12 protein-coding genes, 2 tRNA genes and 1 rRNA gene are annotated in these 21657 nt (G+C 36.7%); 8 read left to right on the top strand and 7 right to left on the bottom strand.

Features of this window, described 5'->3' with window-relative positions; genetic code table 11:
• The first annotated feature begins 158 nt into the window (after positions 1-158).
• Positions 159-270, top strand: a 5S ribosomal RNA gene (gene rrf, locus CHB68_RS18000).
• Between the two features lie 104 nt (positions 271-374).
• On the opposite strand, the gene CHB68_RS18005 is transcribed toward rrf, so the two are convergent.
• The 7 genes from CHB68_RS18005 to CHB68_RS18035 form a co-directional block, all read right to left on the bottom strand.
• A complete protein-coding gene (locus tag CHB68_RS18005; protein ID WP_089263261.1) occupies positions 375-809 on the bottom strand; it encodes a hypothetical protein in 435 nt (144 codons plus the stop codon).
• 7 nt (positions 810-816) lie between these two features.
• Positions 817-1767 carry a hypothetical protein gene (locus CHB68_RS18010; RefSeq protein ID WP_089263263.1) on the bottom strand — a complete coding sequence of 317 codons (951 nt, stop codon included), beginning with the start codon at positions 1765-1767 and terminating at the stop codon, positions 817-819.
• 260 nt (positions 1768-2027) lie between these two features.
• Positions 2028-6017: a hybrid sensor histidine kinase/response regulator transcription factor gene (locus CHB68_RS18015; RefSeq protein WP_089263265.1), complete on the bottom strand. Its 3990-nt coding sequence runs from the start codon at positions 6015-6017 to the stop codon at positions 2028-2030.
• A 486-nt stretch (positions 6018-6503) separates the two neighbouring features.
• On the bottom strand, positions 6504-8672 hold the full coding sequence (locus tag CHB68_RS18020) for an Ig-like domain-containing protein (RefSeq protein ID WP_089263267.1): 2169 nt from the start codon (positions 8670-8672) through the stop codon (positions 6504-6506).
• A 140-nt stretch (positions 8673-8812) separates the two neighbouring features.
• Positions 8813-10279 (bottom strand): glutamate synthase subunit beta, encoded by a 1467-nt coding sequence (locus CHB68_RS18025; protein ID WP_089263269.1) that lies wholly within the window; start codon positions 10277-10279, stop codon positions 8813-8815.
• Between the two features lie 9 nt (positions 10280-10288).
• Positions 10289-14797: a glutamate synthase large subunit gene (gltB, locus tag CHB68_RS18030; protein ID WP_089263271.1), complete on the bottom strand. Its 4509-nt coding sequence runs from the start codon at positions 14795-14797 to the stop codon at positions 10289-10291.
• A 319-nt stretch (positions 14798-15116) separates the two neighbouring features.
• Positions 15117-16256, bottom strand: a complete 1140-nt coding sequence (locus CHB68_RS18035; RefSeq protein WP_089263273.1) for an acyl-CoA dehydrogenase — start codon at positions 16254-16256, stop codon at positions 15117-15119.
• 339 nt (positions 16257-16595) lie between these two features.
• Between CHB68_RS18035 and nhaD the strand changes: the two genes are divergently transcribed.
• The 7 genes from nhaD (at position 16596) to CHB68_RS18070 (ending at position 21516) form a co-directional block, all read left to right on the top strand.
• Complete coding sequence (gene nhaD, locus CHB68_RS18040) at positions 16596-17930, top strand: sodium:proton antiporter NhaD (protein WP_089263275.1); 1335 nt, start codon at positions 16596-16598, stop codon at positions 17928-17930.
• 52 nt (positions 17931-17982) lie between these two features.
• Positions 17983-18672 carry a MotA/TolQ/ExbB proton channel family protein gene (locus tag CHB68_RS18045; RefSeq protein ID WP_089263277.1) on the top strand — a complete coding sequence of 230 codons (690 nt, stop codon included), beginning with the start codon at positions 17983-17985 and terminating at the stop codon, positions 18670-18672.
• Positions 18673-18681: 9 nt separating this feature from the next.
• Positions 18682-19068, top strand: coding sequence for an ExbD/TolR family protein (locus CHB68_RS18050; protein ID WP_089263279.1), 387 nt, complete (start codon positions 18682-18684; stop codon positions 19066-19068).
• A complete protein-coding gene (locus CHB68_RS18055) occupies positions 19069-20007 on the top strand; it encodes an energy transducer TonB (RefSeq protein ID WP_089263281.1) in 939 nt (312 codons plus the stop codon).
• Entirely contained in the window at positions 20004-21215 is a 1212-nt protein-coding gene (locus CHB68_RS18060; RefSeq protein ID WP_089263283.1) for a bifunctional folylpolyglutamate synthase/dihydrofolate synthase, read from the top strand. Before CHB68_RS18055 ends, CHB68_RS18060 begins: the two co-directional genes overlap by 4 nt.
• A gap of 59 nt (positions 21216-21274) precedes the next feature.
• A tRNA-Val gene (locus CHB68_RS18065) sits at positions 21275-21349 on the top strand.
• Between the two features lie 92 nt (positions 21350-21441).
• Positions 21442-21516, top strand: a tRNA-Val gene (locus tag CHB68_RS18070).
• The last annotated feature ends 141 nt before the right edge of the window (positions 21517-21657 follow it).

Raw genomic sequence — 21657 nt, forward strand, 5'->3', positions numbered from 1 at the left:
CGTTCCTTGGAACGGGGCGGACGAGGGTCTTTACTTCTTTCTTTTTATGACGAAACATACTTTTTGATATAAGTGCCTCTTTCCTTTATAGTATCCTGTTCCATTCATGTCAACGATATTGCGGCGGAGGCCGCGATCGGGAATGCCCGATCCAAAACTTAGGTGGCCATGGCGACGGGGCCCACCCCTTACCATTCCGAACAGGGAAGTTAAGACCGTTTGCGCCGATGGTACTGCTATACCAAGTGGGAGAGTAGGTAGCCGCCTTTTTCGAAAGCCCCTTACAACTATGTAAGGGGCTTTTTTTATGACCTAATGTTATATTATAAACAAATAGTAAGTGTTCTTGACCATTTGTATATAATGCCAATGTTTTATTCTAACCTTATCCATTTTTGGTAATTTCCTGCACCGCTATGGTTCACATCAACTCGTAAGGTATCGTCTTCTTGAAAGAACAAAATTGATGGATAATAATTAGAGTCACTACCTAATTCTTTATATTCAAAATTCATTTCAGAAACTGCTCTTATATCAAGCCATTTAATATCGTTTTTTTCAAAGCCAGACTCCACGGGATTAATAATTATACCCTGATTTTCCAATACTTCAATGGTCATGCCATTGTTAATAGGATTATTTCCTCCTACTCTAATCCAATTTCCTTGTAGTTCTTCTAAGGTATATTCTTCCTCCTGTTGAGTTTCTTCAATTGTTTCGTCCTCTACCAATTCACAAGATGAAAAAGCGAATAGTAGCATTAGCAATATCATTACCGGTTCAATAGTAAATAATGTTTTATGTGTCATAATTAATTTATTTTATTGAAAATTTATAATACAGTTTTTTATCATCCGCCACAGGCACTTCAGAAACGAGTATATAATTGCCAGGGGTAAGGTTTGCCTCGAAGTATCCGGTGGTGCCACTTGGTAGGTTGTTCATGCCACCCAAAAAAATAAATCCTTTTGGGGCTGGACTTCTTAGTCCCTTTGGGTTCATCCAATTCAACCATTCCAATAAATCGGGTAATTCGGCAGAATCGTCATAGCGCACCAGATTGATGTCGTGACCCAAAAAGTGTTCATATACCGTCTGGTCCTCAAATTGCACTTGAAAGATTTGCTTTCCCGAAGAAACACTGTCTTTCAGTACGATACCTTTTGTACTGGATATGTTGATTTGGGCAGTTGCTTTTGGAGGTTGTAGTAACGTTTTGTCTTCCGTTACAATAATTTGCTTGAACATACCATGGCTGGTATGCCAAGATCCGTCCATCATTTTTACATAGCATTCCATAATATAGAGGCCAGGTTCAAGATAGACGGTGCTTTTTGCCGTATTTTCAGGGGAAATAAGTCCCGTACCCCCCATGTACCTTACTTTTTGAAACCATTCTGGTAACTTGCCAAAAGCCAATATGGCATTGTCCATATCACCGTCCATGATACGTTTCATGCCTTCTTCAAAGGGGGGAAGGATATCGTTTTTGGTATCCACTGCGGATTTGCCAGCAGGATATAGATCCAGTAATATAAAATGGACTTCCGCGGATTCATTTTTATAGGTCAACGTGTTCCAGCCGGAGTTTAGGGTATCTTTTGAGATAAACTCCATACCACGAGTAAGTATGTTGACCATACCGGAAGTTTTATCAATGGTTGCCGATTCAAGTTTTGACTTTTCACTTTTCGGGTTTTCCCTACATCCTAATAACCCTAGAAATAGACCGCTCCAAAGGAATATATGTTTGTTTATAGATTTCATACAATAGGTTTTATCTTTTACAGATGTTGAATGTTTTTATCACTTTATTGTCCTCCAATATTTTCAATTTGTAGGTGCCTTTTTCCAAATGATCAATAGGAACATAGATGCTACATCGATCTGTTTTGAACAATTTTAAATGCATGTTTCAATTTTAGAACAGCATAAAAGTAGCCTAGGAATTTGTATAGGGATTGTAGATATGTTCCAAAGACTAGAACATATGTTACAACAAACATAACTTGCTTATAAACATAATGTTAGGCCTTAAACGCCGAAGGTGTTTTGCCAAAAAATTCTTTAAAACAGCGGTTAAAGTATGACGGGGTGGTAAAACCTACTTGATAGGCAACCTCAGAAACAGATGCATCTGTATTGCGCAATAAATCACTTGCCAGTTTTAATCTTTGTGAACGTATGAATTCTGTGGTAGACATTCCTACGATAGCCGTAAGCTTACGGTGTAACTGTGTCCTGCTCATACCCATTTGCCTGCAAAAAAATTCGCTATTGAAATCGGGGTCCGAAATATGGGTATCCAAAACCTTTTTAAGTTGACTAAGGAACCTACTTTCTGTTGAAGTAATTGCAATATCTGGTGTGATGCTCAAATATTGACTGAAATGCTTTTGTAATTTGAGGCGTAGATCTATTAGTTTTTGAACAGTAATCACCAATTTTTCACGATTAAAGGGTTTGTTGATGTAGGCATCGGCCCCGGTTCTTAGACCTTCAATCTCATGTTGCTCCCCGCTTTTGGCAGTTAAGAGAATAATGGGGATATGGCTGGTTCTAGTGTCAAATTTTAAAGTATTGCACATTTTGATACCATCCATAACCGGCATCATAACATCACTGATAATCAAATCAGGATTCAATTCAAACGATTTTTGTAAACCCTCTTCTCCATTTGTGGCTACTTCAATCCTGTAATTGGTTTTAAATATGGATTTGATGTATTGTCTAATATCTATGTCGTCTTCTACCAGTAAGAGCAATGGCTTTTGGCTGCTTCGCTCTAATTCAGTAGAATTATTCAATGCATAATTCAAATTTGAATCAATCTTTTTCACCTCTTTTGACCTAGCAATTTCATTTGTTGCGAAGTATGAGGCTTCTGTAGGTATGTTAACGGTAAACTGCACTCTATTTGCTTGGTCTAATTGGGCTATTACACTTCCGTGTAAACGAGTCGTTAACTCCTTAACCAGAGACAAACCTATTCCCGCTCCATTATTATTTTTATCTGTTTGATAAAACCTGTCAAATATTCTGGAGAGGTCTTCTTGTGCAAGCGAATGCGAATCATTTATGACACTTACGATCAAGTGATGCTCTTGTTGTTGTGCATTAAAAGTTATTTTTCCTTTGGACGAAGTGTATTTAATGGCATTGGAAAGTAAATTTGAAATTATTTTTTCTAAAGCATCGCGATCAAACCAGGCTAATTTTTGGACTTTAATCTGCTGCTCAAAATCAAGCCCTTTTACTTTTGCTTGAAATTCAAAGGAACTCAAAACTTCATTAAGAAATATTTTTAGATTATCCTTACTTACATTCAATTCCAACTTTCCAGATTCCAATTTGGAAAGGTCAAGCATTTGATTGACAAGGTTCAACAACCGGTCTGCACTTCTTTTGACTAAATTCAGTTCTTTTTTGTCCTGCTCATGTAGCCCTTTTTTTGCAAGTTGGTTTTCTACAGGTCCGGAAATAAGTGTCAACGGAGTCCTGATTTCGTGCGAAATATTAGTATAGAGGCGGTTTTTTAATTCATCCAGTTTTTGCAGACGCTCTTTTTCATCTTGCTCTTGGGCAAGTTCCATTTTCATTTGCCAACGCCATCTTAAATAATGATAGATGCCAAATAATAGGAGTAACAGAGCCAAGATATAACCGGCTTTGGCCAAATTGGTCCAATACCAGGGTTTTAAGATAGTAAATGAATAAGTGGTGGGTTCGTTGTTCCAAATGCCATCATAATTACTCGACAGTACCTGAAATTCGTATTTATTGGGAGGCAGGTTGGTATAATGTGCCACATTATTATTGCCGGCACTTATCCAATCAGCATCGTTATTTACTAAGCGGTATTTATATAGGTTCAATTCTGGTTGCGCAAACTGTAGGGAAGAAAATGTGAACGATAGGGTGTTTTCTTTGTGCCCTAGTTTTAATTCATTTGAAAAAGGAATTTCTTTATTGAATACTTCCAGTTTGGTCAATGTAGTTTTTGGAGGGACAGGATTTGTTTTGAGGTCCTTTGGGTTAAACCAATTGAGCCCTTTTATTCCTCCAAAATATAAAATGCCATTAAGATCTTTATGAAAGGCCCCGGCATTAAATTCGTACGACTGTAACCCAAAGTAATTGCTGTAATTTTCTATAGCTGAAATGGAATCATTTTCAATTTTGAGTTTAGTAATTCCTTTGTTGGAACTTAACCATAGATTTCCAGCAGCGTCAGGTAAAATGCCATAAATGATGTCATTGGGCAGACCTTCTTTTCTGGTGTAGGTTTTTATAGTATTTTCTTTAATGTTGTATGATTTCAGACCATTGCCATTAGTGCCAATCCAAAGCACGGGGTTATCGTAGTGCAATGAAAAAATTCTATCAGATATACCTTCAACTTCCAGAAATTTATTCGCCATTATGTCAAGACGGTAGAGTCCATCAAACTCCGTACCTACCCAAAGGGTGTTTGTATCACCTTGCGTAATAGTATTAATATCCTGTTCAAGAGTACTTATATAATAATTTGAGGCCAAACTTGAATTTTCCGAGGTAAATTGTTTTGTTATTCCTTTGTTTTCATCAAACTGCAAGAGACCATGATTGGTGCAAAGCCACATATTCCCCGAAATATCTTTAAAAATTTTTAAAATAGTAAATTGTGTTGTTTCCTTATATACAGTCATTTTACCATTGGCATCCATCTTTTGAAGTCCGTTATTCAAATGCCCAATCCATAAGCTCCCTTCATCATAAAATAAGCTAACTATTCTATTTCCCAAAAGATCCGAATTCGTAGTTGAATAGGTGTTGTAATTTTGGGCAACCAAGTCTATTTTGGTCAACCCTTGGTCTTCAGTGCCAACCCAAATGGTGTTTTCGTCACTGGTGGTGATGGCTCTTATACCGTCTATGTTAACATTTTGGGATACCTGATCATCCGTCAGTACATTGAATTTTTTTAAGTAAGCATCATAGTAACATACCCCATTTCCTTGCGTTCCTATCCAAATGACTCCGGCATTGTCTTCAAGCATAAAAAACAAAGAATTGGAACTAAGCGCATAGGGGTCGTTCTTTTTATAAATAAAGTTTTGGACGGTTTGTAAACTGAAATCCACCAAAAACAGACCAAGCCTTTCAGTAGTAATCCAGAGTCGATCATGTTTGTCGACCAAAAGGTCTTTAACGATTAAATTATCGGGAAGGGGATAATTGTCAAATCCTGTAAATGATTTAAAGCCAGTATCGTTTTTAGACTTTAAGTAGAGCCCTTTCTCATAGCTCCCTAGAAATACGGTGCCTGTCTTAGATTTTGCGAACCGACTGAATATAGTTTCAGGAGTAAGTTCAATAAACCGGTAGTCGTCATCTTTAATTTCAATTATACCATCATCTGTGGTTGCAAGAATGGTCTTGTAATCTGTCTCCAAAAAACTGCATACTGCAAAATGTTTATCTTTTGGTTTTAAGATTTGAATAGTATCCTTGGTTTGATGGTCTATTTTGAAAAGCCCTTCCCCATAAGTGCCAATGTAATAATTTTGGTTGGTATCTTGATCAACTGTGATTACCTGTTCAAATTTAGGAACTTCATGAAAGCTGTCAGTTTCATGCTGGTAATAATTTAATTTGCCTGAGTTGGCCACGACCCATAATATTCCGGCCCTATCAACAAACAATTCACCGGAAATATACTTTACTTCCCGTTTGGTCTCACCGGAGGGAACATTGTAATGGGTAAATTCCCTACCATCATATTTGTTAAGCCCATCTTCGGTATTAAACCATATAAAACCGATTGTATCTTGGGCAATACTCAAAACACTATTTTGGGAAAGCCCTTCGTTCACCGTTAAATTACTGAAGGAAAATTGCTTGCGTATTGAGGATTCTTTTTGGCTGTGTACCACAGGACAATTGATCAAAAAAGATATAATCAATATTAAAATGTATGATGTGACCGAACGGTTGTTGAAAATGAGCTTTTTTTTTCTAGAAATAATTCGCAGCATCTCACAGCATTTTAAACAAAGGCAGGGTGGAACATTTAATTAATTTCACTACCTAAAAGATAAGCATTTATTAAATGTCACATCATAAATACAATTTTACACCCTCGGCAGATCGCCGTTTCATTTTAATGGCAATGCTGAATTGTCTATTAAATACTTGTCTACCTTCTGAAATCGCCCAATCAAATAAGGGATTGACCTTTTTTGATTAACACCAGCAAATACACCTGCAACATTAGTTTTATAATTATTTTGAGATGCTTTAATATTTGTTCTATCATCTATTTCTTTGCCCAAATGGCTAACGACAGTATTTTCAGAGTCAGTAAAACCTAAAGCTAATAATGATAATTTTTAATTTTCATTATTTTTTAGTTCACGGAATTTCTTATAGTTGTATGACGGGATTTTAATTCATTTAACTTTCGTCAAGAATATTAATTTTAACACTACAACTAAGTAAAGGCTTGATTATTAATTTTTCTGTCAATTATGTTTAAATCCCCAGTTTCCAGATATACCGAATATGTTTCCATCAATAATATTATCTGTAATTTTAGAAGTCTCGTAATGTTCTTTGTATGGTTGTATCACTTTTTGAATGTATTCATCATATGTGCTAATATTATCAAAAGAACTTAAATCTGAATAATCTACTTCGAACAACTCATTCTCAAATGAATTATATATGCTTAAACTAGACATTACTTCAGGTAATTGTGGGATATATAAAGAATTAGATTTAGAACTGTCGTAGATAACATTAAAACTTTGGTAGCCTACAGTATTTCCAAATGTAAGATATAACCTTCCTACCGTATGTCCATCACCTGCATTTTTTAAAATAATCTCACTTTTGTTTTGGGTATATCCAATTAACCAATTTGGAATCGTGTATTCCAATAAAGGTTTCCCCTCTCGTATTGTGTTGTATTGATTCAATCTAAAATGATGTTTGTATTTACTGAATATATCAGGATAATAATAGGTGACTTGATTGCCGAATTGTTGTTCTTGCCTATTGAGATTTGTAAAAAGTTCGTGATAAATATCATTATCAAAATCATCTTCCGATTCGTATCCCCAAATTTCTAGCGCTGAATTTGTATTCCCTATGATATTATTGAGACTAATAGATTCTGTTTTAACCAAGGTATTATGAAAATCGTTTTTGTTAATATTGAAATCTGCGTCCCAGGGATTTTCAATTTTAATATAACTATAGGGCATGTCTTTGAATAAATCAGTACCAATTAAATAAGCATTCTCAGGAAACTGTTGTTTATAACCTTGATATTGAACTATATTCATTATTTGGTCATAATAGATTTGAAAATTTCGGCCTTTTGCACTAACATTATCAGCTTCTTCAAAATCGATTGTATTTACACTTTTTAATGAATAGTTGGAACCATAAGGAGGCGTAAAATGGATGAATTCAAAATTTTCACGTGTCAAGTTTTGAACAACTGTCATGTCTGTGTCTATCCAACTACCACGATTTTCATCTGCGATAAATGAAACCATGTACTCCTTATTTGGCGGAAATTCATCAGGAGCATGCATTACTACTTGTTTGTCACCAACCTCAGCAGAATAATAGGTTATTGGACTTCCGTCCATTTCTGACACTAGAACCCAAAAGGAACGCCATGTATTTTCTAAAAAACCTTCATCCATTTGTACAGTAAATAACCTTCGTAATATTTTTGTATTGATTTCAATGGTAGTAGTATTGTTAAGTTTATCTGTTGCTGTCAATATAAAAATAGCATCGCCCACAGCAAAATCATCAGGGTTAATCTCCAAAGGTTTTGGTTGGTCGGGGTATGCCTCCATTATTATAACATCATTTAAGGAAATTTTAAAATCAACAATTTCAGAAAAATCATCCGATAAACTTGGTTCAAGTAATAACAATGTATCTAATATTTTCCCTTCAGATATTGATTCCAATTTAATCTCTGGTCCTGTATTATCTGAAATAAAATTTACTTCATATACGGCTATGTTTTCAGCTTCATCTAAAGCTTCAATCTTGAATATATTTTCTCCATCTTCTAGTGCTAAAGTGTTTAAGGCAACGGTATAATTATCATCTTTAATATCACTCAATAGATTGTTGTTCACAAATGTTTTTATAGAAGACAAACCTTCATTATCATATACAGAGAAAACAACAGTATTATCTTCTCCGCTAATTATGGTTCCAGTTTTTAAAGTAACTTCATTAATCACAGGGAGCTCATTGTCTATATTTATAGTTTGTTCTTGAGAAGCTATATTACCGGAGTTATCGGTAGCGGTTATTTTTAATTTGTAGTTTTTAAGTTTATTTGTGGCACCAATTTTTGATGTAAAGGATGAAATGTCAATTATGATTTGATAGGGGGCTGTTATGTCTTCTCCGACTTTTTCATTATTTATAAAAGCTTCAGTTTTTGCAATACCTCCAACATCTTTTACATCTATGTTGACTTCAATTTTATTGCTCACTACAATTGTTTCGGTTGGTTTGGTCTGTTGAAAACCTGCAATAGTAAATTCGACTTTAGGAGCGATGATATCAAATTCTGATTTATGAGAATCTTCAGTGTCATTCGAACATGAGATAAAAATAAAAATGATTAGTACGTAGAGAAGGTGCTTAACCATATCAGGAGTTATATTGTATGTATAACGAAACTAAGATATTAAGAATATTTTAATTAAATTTTTCTTTCAAGCGTTGATTTACACAGATAAAAAACCACCCATTTGGGTGGCTTAGATTTTTTAATTCAGATTACAATAAATTAGACCCTCGGTAAATCGCCATCTCCTTTTAAAGGTAATGCTGATTCTCCCATCAAATACTTGTCTACATGATGTGCTGCTTGTCTTCCTTCTGAAATAGCCCAAACTATTAACGATTGTCCCCTACGTTGATCGCCGGCCGCAAAAATACCGGGGATGTTGGTTTGATAATTATCTTCGGAAGCTTTGATATTGGTCCTTTGATCTAATTCTACACCAAATTGCTCTGCCAAAGTTGTCTCAGACCCTGTAAAACCCATGGCTAGTAAAGCCAATTCACACTTCCATTCTTTTTCTGTACCTTCTACTTCCTTTAATTGCGGTCTTTGGCCAGGAGTTTTAATCCATTCCACTTCAGAAGTTATCAATCCTTTTAAATTTCCATTTTCATCTCCAATAAATCGCTTGGTAGAAATGCTAAAGAAACGTTCAGCACCTTCTTTATGAGAAGAGCTCGTTCTTAATCTCATTGGCCAAAATGGCCAAGGTTGGTCCTTAGGTCTTTCTGGTGTGGACATTGGCATAATTTCAAAGTTTGATACGGAATTGGCTCCATGTCTTATGGAAGTGCCAATACAATCTGAACCTGTATCACCACCACCAATTACAACAACATCTTTATCCGTAGCCTTAATTTCCTCACCTAAATCTTGTATACCGTCTACACGTTTATTGTTCTGACTTAAAAAATCCATGGCTTGAACAACTCCTTTTAGATCTGCACCTTCTATAGGTAAATTTCTTCTAACGGTAGCTCCACCAGAGAGTATTACTGCATCAAACTCTTGTTTTAATTCATTTGCCATGATATCCTTGCCGACATGGACATTACATTTAAATGTAATACCTTCTTCCTTTAGAACTTCTAGCCTTCTATCAATTACACTCTTTTCCATCTTAAAATCTGGAATACCGTATCTAAGAAGACCACCTGGTTTAGCATCCCTTTCAAAAACAGTGACCAAATGACCAGCACGGTTTAATTGTTGTGCAGCCGCAAGACCAGATGGTCCCGAGCCTATAACCGCAATTTTTTTATCCGTTCTGTTAAGTGGGGGTTTTGCGGAAATCCACCCCTTTTCAAAAGCAGTCTCTACTATATTCTTTTCGATATTTTCTATAGTGACCGGATCTTCATTTATTCCTAAAACACACGCTTCTTCACAAGGTGCAGGACAGAGCCTACCTGTAAATTCAGGAAAATTATTGGTTGAGTGCAAGATTTCACTCGCTTTTTCCCATTTGCCACGATAGACTGCATCATTAAAATCTGGTATTAGGTTACCCAAAGGGCAGCCACTATGACAAAATGGTATACCACAATCCATGCAACGTGCGCCTTGGTCCTTTAGTTCGCTTTCCGGCATTTTAACCGTAAACTCCTTGTAATTTTTTATACGTTGTTTTACAGGAGCATATGCTTCTACTTTTCTATCGAATTCCAAAAATCCTGTTGTCTTCCCCATGTTTCGATTTTATATGGTTTGTAAATTTTCTTTTTCTAAGCGCAAAAGGGCTTGTCTATATTCTTCTGGCAGAACCTTCACGAATTTTGGTAAATATGATTCCCAATTTTCCAATATTCTTTGTGCCAATGGACTTGATGTGGAATTATAATGACTTGTAATTAAATCTTTTAATTGTTTAATGTCATTGTCTTCCGTTACATCCAATAGGTTTAGACCTTCTGTACTACACTGTTTTCTAAATGTTTTTTTCTGATCAAGGACATAAGCTATACCACCGCTCATACCAGCACCAAAGTTTCTACCTACTTCACCCAGTATAACTGCAATACCCCCTGTCATATATTCGCAACCATGATCGCCAATTCCTTCAACAACGGCTTTTGCTCCCGAGTTACGAACACAAAAACGTTCCCCGGCTTTACCGTTTATATAAGCCCTACCTGCGGTAGCACCATATAGCGTAACATTGCCTGTGATTACATTATCTTCTGGGACTATAGTAGATTTTTCAGGTACTTTTATAACAAGTTTAGCCCCTGAAAGCCCTTTTCCTAAGTAATCATTGGTGTTACCATTAACGACCATAGTAAGGCCTCTGGTTGCAAAAGCACCAAAACTTTGTCCTGCTGAGCCCGTAAAATTAAGTCGTAAGGTATTTATAGGCAATCCTTCTGCACCGTAAGTCTTAGAAATTTCATTACTGATTATTGCGCCTACTGCGCGATCGGTATTGCAAATAGGATAATCCAATATTAATTTCTCCTTTCTGAACAATGATGGATTAGCTTTTGCTATAATATCAAATTCAATAGACTTATCAATATCGTGTTTTTGTTTTTCGGTATTATAGAATTTAGTGCCCATTGGTACATCTACCTGATGCAATATAGGTGTAAGGTCAATACCTGCGGCCTTATAGTGTTCTATAGCTTTTTTACGATCCAATTTTTGAACTTGGCCAACCATTTCATTAATGGTTCTAAAACCTAATTGCGCCATAATTTCCCGTAATTCTTGTGCTACGAAATACATGTAATTGACTACATGTTCCGGTTTACCTGCAAATTTTTTCCTCAATTCAGGATTTTGTGTTGCAATACCTACTGGACATGTATTTAGATGACAAACCCTCATCATAATACAACCAGAAGCTACTAGCGGAGCGGTTGCAAACCCAAATTCCTCAGCGCCTAATAAACATGCTATGGCAACATCCCTTCCGGTTTTCAATTGTCCATCACATTCAAGAACGATCCTATTCCTTAAATCATTTAATACTAGGGTTTGTTGTGCTTCTGCAATACCAAGTTCCCAAGGTAATCCGGCATGCTTTAGGGAAGTTAATGGGGAAGCACCTGTACCTCCATCAAAACCACTTACAAGTACAACATCTGCTTTGGCCTTTGCAACCCCTGCGGCAACTGTACCCACACCCACTTCAGAAACCAATTTTACATTGATCCTTGCTTTTCTGTTCGCTGATTTTAAATCATAAATTAATTGGGACAAATCCTCAATTGAATAAATATCATGATGTGGCGGTGGTGAAATTAGACCCACATATGGGGTGGAATTTCGGGTTTTAGCTATTTGTGGATTTACTTTTGGTCCAGGTAATTGGCCACCTTCACCAGGTTTGGCACCTTGGGCCATTTTTATTTGAATTTCCTTTGCATTGGTCAAATAATTGGATGTAACGCCAAATCTTCCGGACGCTACTTGCTTTATGGCACTATTTTTCCAATCTCCCGTTGCATTCTTATAAAAACGGTTCTGGTCCTCACCACCTTCTCCAGAATTACTTTTACCACCAATACGGTTCATGGCGATGGCCAAATTTTCATGCGCTTCTTGACTAATGGAACCGTAGGACATTGCCCCGGTCTTAAAACGCTTGACAATTTCTGTCCAAGGTTCAACTTCTTCTAGCGGAATTGGGTCATAGTTGGAAAATTCAAAAAGTCCCCTAATGGTCATCAGGTTTTTGGACTGTTCATTAACCATACTGGAATATTCCTTATACGTGTCCGGCTCGTTATTACGAACGGATTTTTGAAGTTTAGCAATTGTAAGCGGATTGAACATATGTTTTTCTCCATCTCTTCTCCATCTGTACTCGCCTCCAATCTCTAAATCCAAAGAAGCTGCAATTTCACTTTTATGAAATGTTTTTCTATGTCTTAAAGCAATTTCCTTTTCTATTTGATAAAGTCCAATACCTTGAATACGGGTTGGTGTATTGGGGAAATATTTATCAACAACTTTGGTGTTGATACCGATACATTCAAAGAGCTGAGATCCACGGTAAGAATTCAAAGTAGATATCCCTATTTTGTTCATTACCTTCAGGATTCCTTTACCAATGGCCTTATTGTAATTTTTAATGGCCTCGTCAAAAGTTATTTCGGTGATATCATGTTCTTCTATTTGTTCTGCTATGATTTCATTAACCAAGTAAGGATTTATAGCACTGGCCCCAAAACCGAATAGGAGTGCAAAATGATGTACTTCCCTAGGTTCCGCAGATTCTATAATGATACTTAACTTGGAACGTTTTCCTAATTTTTGCAATCCGCTATTTACGAACGAACAGGCCAATAGTGCAGGTATGGGGGCAAATTCCTCGCTAACGCTTCGGTCAGAAAGTATAATTATATTGGTGCCTTGGTCAACTGCTTTAGAGGCTTGGTTCAATACAGACTGCAACGCATCTTCCAAACCATTGTGTCCTTTATTGATATCATAAAGAATGGGTATTGAAACCACTTTGTAATCAGGACTAACATCATAATTTTTTATTTTGTCCAAATCTTCCTTGGATATCACAGGGTTTTGAATTTTCAATTTTCTGCAGTGAAGTTCTGAAAATTCAAAAATATTGTGGTCGCTACCAAGAGTTAAACTAATATCTGTAATCAATTCCTCCCTTATTCCATCTAAAGGTGGATTGGTAACTTGAGCGAACAATTGTTTGAAATAATTGTATATAAGCTGTGGACGTTGAGACAATACCGCAATAGGGGTATCTGAACCCATAGATCCTATTGGCTCCTTACCGGCTTTTGCCATTGGTAGGACTATTGTATTGATATCTTCCAAGGTATATCCAAAGACAGACTTCCTTTTTTCAAGGGATTCCTCGCCCAAGAACAATGGGCAATCATTATATGGTATATCCTTTAAGTGAACCAAGTTATCCTTTAACCATTTGCTATATGGTTGCTGTTTGGCAATTTTCTCCTTTATTTCCTCATCATTTACAATTCTGCCCTCTTCCATATTTACCAAGAACATTTTTCCTGGTTCTAGTCTTCCATGAAATTCAACATTTTCAGGAGTAATTTCCACGACGCCAGTTTCTGATGACATAACAACATAATCATCTTTGGTAACGGTATATCTAGAAGGCCTTAAACCATTTCTGTCCAAAACCGCACCAATAAAGTTGCCATCTGTAAAGGGTATTGATGCAGGTCCGTCCCAAGGTTCCATCATACAGGAATGATATTCATAAAAGGCTCTTTTTGCCTCTGACATTTCCGTATTTTTCTCCCAAGCTTCAGGAACAAGAATCATCATTACTTCAGGTAATGATCTACCGGTCATTAATAATAATTCTACCACCATATCCATTGTGGCAGAATCTGATTTTCCAGGTAATATGATCGGTAAAATATTCTTTATTTCATCACCGAACATTTCACTCTTTAAAAGCTCTTCCCTAGAGTACATTCTAGATACATTACCTCTAAGGGTGTTTATTTCTCCATTATGGCACATATACCTGAACGGTTGCGCCAAATCCCATGTAGGGAAAGTATTGGTAGAAAAACGTTGGTGTACCAAGGCTAATCTAGTAACCACGCGCGAATCCATCAAATCTGAATAATATAGACTAATGTCCAAAGGCATTAACAGTCCTTTAAATATGATGATTTTAGTGGAAAGGCTTGGAACGTAGAAAAATTTATTTTCGGATAATTTGGATTTTATAATAGTATGCTCCGTTATTTTTCTAGCGATGAACAGTTTTAGGTTGAATTCAAAATATTCCTGTTCAGGATTTTCTTTGGCAACGAATATTTGTTTTACGAACGGTTCCGTTTCAGAAGCAATTCTACCGGGTACGGAACGATTAACGGGAACATTACGCCAACCTAATAATTTTAGGCCTTGTTTTTTAATGTTTTCCTCAAATACTGAAATACAGAAATCTCTCTGGTTTTCTTTTCTTGGAAAGAATATATTACCAACGGCATAATCTCCTGCATCCGGTAGGTCAAAGTCACAAACTGCCTGAAAAAAATCGTGGGGTATGTCAATAAGGATACCGGCTCCATCTCCTGTCTTTCCATCGGCGCTAACGGCACCTCTATGTTCCAATCTTTCCAGTATTTCTAATGCCTTATGGATGATGTCATTAGATTTTTTTCCTTTTAGGCTGCAAATAAAGCCAGCTCCACAGTTGTCGTGTTCAAATTCTGGTAGGTATAACCCTTGCTTCTTCAATGTCATATTTGTGGTATTTCTTCAAAAATATCAATTTATTTGAATTATATTCAATGTTTCAAACTAATTCAAGTAATAAATTCAACGATTCTAATTAAACCATAAAAAATCGACAATTATCAATTTTTGATTGGTTCAATTTATCAGATTGATAAATTTAAGTTAAAGCGAGTGAATAATGGAAGAAAACTGGGGGGTAAAATTCGCGAAGTAGTAGTTTGTAACAATTTCACCCAAGCTTATGTGGTGATCAACAATTTTTATTTGGCAAAAATATAATTGCACCCCCTAATAATTTAGGGGGTGCAATTATAAAACCTATTTTTTATTGTAAAATACTACGGGAAATAACAATTTTCTGAATTTCCGAAGTGCCTTCATAAATCTGTGTTATTTTGGCATCACGCATAAGTCTTTCTACATGATAATCCTTTACAAAGCCATTACCTCCATGTATCTGAACTGCCTCAACTGTAGTTTCCATAGCCACTTTAGAGGCATATAGTTTTGCCATTGCTCCTGAAAGGTCGTAATTGTTTCCGTTATCCTTGTCTCTTGCTGCTTGGTATACCAATAATCGTGCAGCTTGTATTTCAGTATGCATATCCGCCAATTTAAAGGCAATAGCTTGGTGATTACTGATTTCTGTTCCAAAAGCTTTTCGTTCTTTTGAATATTTTAAGGCAAGTTCATAGGCTCCTGCAGCAATACCTAATGCTTGGGCGGCAATACCTATTCTGCCACCTGCCAAGGTTTTCATGGCAAATTTAAATCCAAAACCATCTTCACCTATTCTATTGCTTTTTGGGACCTTTACATCATTGAATATAAGAGAATGAGTGTCGCTTCCGCGTATCCCCAATTTATTTTCTTTAGGGCCAATTTCAAAGCCTTCAGCTCCTTTTTCAACGATCAAGGCATTAATGCCCCTGTGCTTTTTTTCTTTGTCTGTCTGTGCAATAACAATATAAACACTGGCTGAACTGCCATTGGTTATCCAGTTTTTTGTGCCATTTAATATATAATGGTCACCATGATCTATGGCCGTGGTTCTTTGGGACGTTGCATCACTGCCGGCTTCCGGTTCGGAAAGACAGAACGCACCCAGAACTTCGCCAGTTGCAATTTTGGTAAGGTATTTTTCTTTTTGTTCTTCTGTGCCAAATGCTTCCAATCCCCAGCACACCAAAGAATTGTTGACCGACATTATTACAGAAGTAGAGGCATCAATTTTTGAAAGTTCTTCCATGGCCAATACATATGATAAAGTGTCCAGGCCGCTTCCCCCATATTTAGGGTCTACCATCATTCCTAAAAAACCTAATTCGCCAAGTTTTTTAACCTCTTGTTCAGGAAATCGTTGGGCATCGTCTCTTTCGATTACTTCCGGTAATAGTTCGGTTTGCGCAAAATCCTTTGCAGCTTGTTGAATTAGTTTTTGTTCTTCGGTTAAAGAAAAATCCATGTATTAGAGGTTAAAAGTTATGTTCTCAAAGATAAAGATATACGAAGAGAAAATCTAGAGCAATCTTGATCAGTAATGGCTCGCCGCTACTTTGAATTTGTTAATAACATATTAAATTTCAGGTGGTCTATGCTCTATATTCGTTAAAACGATGTCAATAAAAACTCGTTAATATTTAATTAGTGGCATTTAAGTATTTGGATGTCAGATATCTTGGCTATTATTGTCAATTCATTAGGAATTCACGTACAATTTTAAATATCTTTAGATAATTTAATTTTTTGGAATTTGAACTTATATTTGACAACTTACTAGAAGACATTAAAAAAACCAACAAGTATGGAGACCATTATTATCATAGTTTTTTTAGCAGGATATCTTGCTATTACCTTAGAGCATAATTTAAAAATAGATAAGCTGATACCGGCCTTGGCCATGATGGCGATTTTATGGGCTATTATTGCTTTGAGCCATCTAGATGTTTTTGAGGTAAATACGGTACTCCAAGAATTGGAACCAACACATTTAGATGAAATTTTATTGCATCATTTGGGTAAGACCGCAGAAATTCTGGTCTTTTTATTGGGTGCCATGACCATTGTGGAAATCATTGATTATTTTGATGGTTTTGCCACTATTAAGGGATATATAAGGACGCGAAGTAAGAAGAGATTATTGTGGTTGTTCGCCACATTGGCATTCGTGTTATCTGCAATAATCGATAACTTAACGGCAACTATTGTATTGATTACCATATTACAAAAGGTAATCAATGATAGAAATACGCGACTTTGGTTTGCAGGTATGATAATTATTACGGCAAATGCCGGTGGTGCATGGTCACCAATTGGGGATGTTACGACTACTATGCTTTGGATAGCCAATAAGGTATCTGCCGGTCAATTGGTTATTCATGTTTTAATACCATCTATAGTTTGTATGGTGGTGCCAACTTTTATAGCCAGTAACAATAAGGCATTTAAAGGAGTTATTGAAGGTGAGTTCGTGTCAGAGGAACCTAAATCCAAATATGGTTCTATAATGCTTTATTTAGGTTTGGGCGCAATTGTTTTTGTTCCTTTTTTCAAGACGGTTACCCATTTACCACCTTATGTAGGTATGATGTTGTCTTTGGCTGTAGTGGCAACCTTTGCGGAAATTTATAGTAATAAAAAGTTTAGCATTTCAAATGTAGATGGTGGAGATCATGAAGAAGGCGGTCACCATAGTCCGGTACATCATTCTTTATCCAAGATTGAATTGCCAAGTATTCTGTTCTTTCTAGGAATATTGTTAGCTGTTGCCGCACTTGAATCCCTAGGACTTTTATTTCATTATGCGCAAAGTTTGAACGAGGCCATTCCTAATACGGATATCGTGGTTATGTTGTTCGGTATTGGATCGGCTGTTATAGATAATGTGCCATTGGTTGCTGCAAGTATGGGGATGTTCAGTCAGGCGCTTGATAGTCCTTTATGGCACTTTATAGCATATTCTGCTGGTACAGGAGGAAGTATGCTGATCATTGGTTCGGCTGCGGGAGTCGTTGCCATGGGAATGGAGAAGATTGATTTTTTCTGGTATTTGAAAAAGATTACGTGGCTTGCATTAGTAGGTTTTGTTAGTGGTGCGGCAGTATTTATATTATTAAGAGATTTTGTACTTCACGGATAATTTAATTGACAATTCATCGTTATAAAGGCAAATTCAATACTTAAAGAACACTATGTTATTATTCCAGGATTTGGCTCAAGATGCGAGCGATGAATTAATGTCAGAAGAAAAAACTTTATCGGTTATAGATCTGATCTTTAACGGTGGTACGGGTAGCGTTATCATTATTACAGTTCTTTTTATAATGTTGGGTGTAGCCCTTTATATTTATTTTGAAAGGCTCTTAGCGGTCAACGCTGCTTCCAAAATAGATAAAAATTTCATGAACCAGATTAGGGATCACGTTACTACGGGTAAGCTTGAAGCTGCAAAAATATTATGTGCACAAACAGATTCTCCGGTTGCTAGATTGACGGAAAAAGGAATTTCAAGAATTGGAAAACCTTTGGATGACATCAATACGGCCATAGAAAATGCCGGAACTTTGGAAGTGTATAAGCTTGAAAAAAACGTAAGTATACTTGCTACAGTTGCGGGAGCTGCACCAATGATCGGTTTTTTGGGAACCGTTATTGGTATGATTCTTGCATTTCATGAAATGGCCAGTAGTGGTGGTCAAGCGGAAATGGGTTCATTGGCATCTGGTATTTATACGGCAATGACAACAACGGTAGCCGGTCTTATTGTAGGGATTATAGCGTATGTAGGTTATAATCATTTGGTAAATAGAACAGATAAGGTCGTTCATAAAATGGAGGCCAACGCCGTAGAATTCCTAGATCTATTAAACGAACCCCTTTAATTTTATCCTATGAAATTAAAAGGAAGAAATAAGGTCAGTCCAGACTTTAGTATGTCCTCAATGACGGACATAGTATTTTTGTTGCTGGTATTTTTTATGCTAACGGCCAACTCGCCAAATGCCCTGGATCTTTTGCTTCCAAAGGCAAAGGGTAAATCTACGAATACCCAAAATGTATCGGTTAGTATAGATAAAAACTTGCAATACTTCGTAAATAATGAGCGCATTAATGGGGAGTATATTGAGATAGAACTTAAAAAGGCACTTGCTGGGCAGGATAATCCTACTATTATTCTAAGGGCAGAGGAAAGTGTCGCAATAAAGGAGGCGGTAAACGTAATGGATATCGCCAATAGAAATAATTATAAGGTTATTTTGGCGGTACGCCCTAATTAAATGGCTTTTCTAGATACAAGACATAAAAAGAAATCGTTGACACTTACCACATTGTTGTTAAGTGCGCTGCTATTGGTTTTGTTTTATATAGGGTTAACTTATATGGATCCCCCCGAAGAAAATGGAATTTCCGTCAATTTTGGAACCATGGAATTTGGTAGCGGTAAAGTACAGCCCAAGGAAAAGATTCGGTCAGAACCATTGGATACTCCTCCTGTGGAACCTGTACAACAAGAAGTTGCTGAAACAGTTGAAGAGCCTGTAGAGGAAGTGGAGGAAACTGCAGCCGAAAAAGAATCACCTTCAGAAAAATTGTTAACTCAAGAGTCAGAGGAGGCCATAAAGATAAACCAGGCCAAAGAAGCCAAAAGAAAAGCAGATGAAGCTGCTGCCGATGCAAAGAAAAAAGCAGAGGCCATAGAGAATAAGAAAAAGGCAGAAGCAGCTAGAATTGCTCAGCAAAAAAAGGACGCGGAAGAAAAGGCCCGTCAAGAGCAGGAAGCAAAAATACGAGCCTTAGATGAGATGATGGGCGGCCTGAACAAGTCAGACGGTACAGCTTCCGGTAGTGAAGGAGACGATAATAAGGCTGGTGATAAAGGGCAGCCGGATGGTGATCCTTATGCAACCAGTTATTACGGTAGTCCGGGTAGCGGAAGCGGAACAGGCGGGTATGGTCTAAATGGAAGGTCTTTAGTGAACAAGGGGAAAGTGCAACAAGAGTGCAACCAGTCGGGTAGGGTTGTTGTTAAGATAGTTGTGGATAGAAACGGAAAAGTTGTTAGCGCAACTCCAGGTGTTAGGGGTACAACAAATAATGATCCTTGTTTATTGGAACCGGCAAGAAAAACCGCATTTATGCATAAATGGAATTTGGATAGTAACGCCCCAAGTCAACAAGTAGGTTTTGTTGTTGTTAACTTCAAATTGGGAGAGTGACCTATAAGAATACGTTAAGTTGGATGTTTGCTCAACTTCCAATGTATCAAAATAAAGGTAAGGATGCTTTTAATGCCAAGTTGGATGGTATAAGGAACCTGACCGGCTATTTAGGCAATCCACAAGTAAAATTTAAAAGTATCCATGTTGCCGGCACCAATGGTAAGGGTAGTAGTAGCCATATGCTGGCGTCGGTCTTACAGGAGGCCGGTTATAAGGTAGGGCTTTATACATCACCACATTTAAAGGATTTTAGGGAACGTATTAGAATCAACGGGCGTAAGATTAAAAAGACCGAAGTGGTTCGTTTTATTGAAGAGAACAAAGGATTTTTTAACGAAAATAAGTTTTCCTTTTTTGAGATGACGGTGGGTATGGCCTTTTCCCATTTTGCAAATAAAAAAGTAGATATTGCCATAATAGAAGTAGGATTAGGAGGCAGATTGGATTCTACAAATATTATTACGCCAGAAGTGAGCTTGATCACTAATATTGGTTTTGATCATACGGATATGTTAGGGGATACATTGGCCAAGATAGCTTTTGAGAAGGCTGGTATTATCAAGAATAATGTTCCTGTGGTTATTAGTGAATATAACAAAGAAACCGCTCCTGTATTTATTGAAAGGGCCAAAAAAATGAATGCGGAAATTACTTTTGCGGAGAAAGAGAGCTTTTCTTCTTATGAAGTTGGACTGTTGGGAAATTATCAGCAAAAAAATAGTAAAGGTGTTTTAGCTACGCTGGAAAAATTAAAAAAGTTTCCTGTTGACGAAAGTCATATTGTAAGTGGTTTAAAAAACGTAGTTGTAAATACCAAGCTTATGGGGAGGTGGCAGCAATTAGGGGAACATCCTACCATAATTTGTGATACTGCCCATAATAAAGAGGGGCTCGCGATAGTATTAAAACAAATTCAAAAACAGCAATATGAAAAACTGCATATAGTTTTGGGATTTGTAAAGGATAAGGATGTTAGGGGTATTATGGGTTTATTTCCAAAAGATGCACTATATTATTTCACTCGGCCAAAAATTGCAAGGGGCTTAGATGAAAATCAGTTGACCACACTATTTCTTGAAGCCGGATTTCATGGGAAGGCATATAAGACTGTAAATAAGGCGTTTAAAGCTGCTCAAAAACATGCAAAAAAATCCGATTTTATTTATGTTGGAGGAAGTAATTTTATCGTAGCGGAAGTTCTTTGATTTTTTATTGATTTTTCTTTTGTGAATTGTAAAACTATTATATATTTGCACTCCTTTTGGGGCTCTTAGCTCAGTTGGTTCAGAGCACCTGCCTTACAAGCAGGGGGTCACTGGTTCGAATCCAGTAGGGCCCACAGGTTAAAAGGCTTCCATTTTTTGGAAGCCTTTTTTAATGGTATATTGTAGTTAATTTGAGTAAGGATAAAAAAGCCTTACTACAACATTAGGGATATTAGCTCAGTTGGTTTAGAGCGCTGCCTTGACAGGGCAGAGGTCACCGGTTCGAATCCAGTATATCCCACAAATATTCCAACTGGCCGTTTTGATAGGATTATAATGGGTTCTTGCACGACAGTTTTATTATAATTAGTTATCTTTCTTCTACAATCTATACTTGTTTCGCACGTTAAATATCAGAGACTTATAGTTTTGATTTCGCAAA

Origin of the sequence: Maribacter sedimenticola (genome assembly GCF_900188415.1) — a bacterium.
Classification (GTDB): Bacteria; Bacteroidota; Bacteroidia; order Flavobacteriales; family Flavobacteriaceae; genus Maribacter; species Maribacter sedimenticola.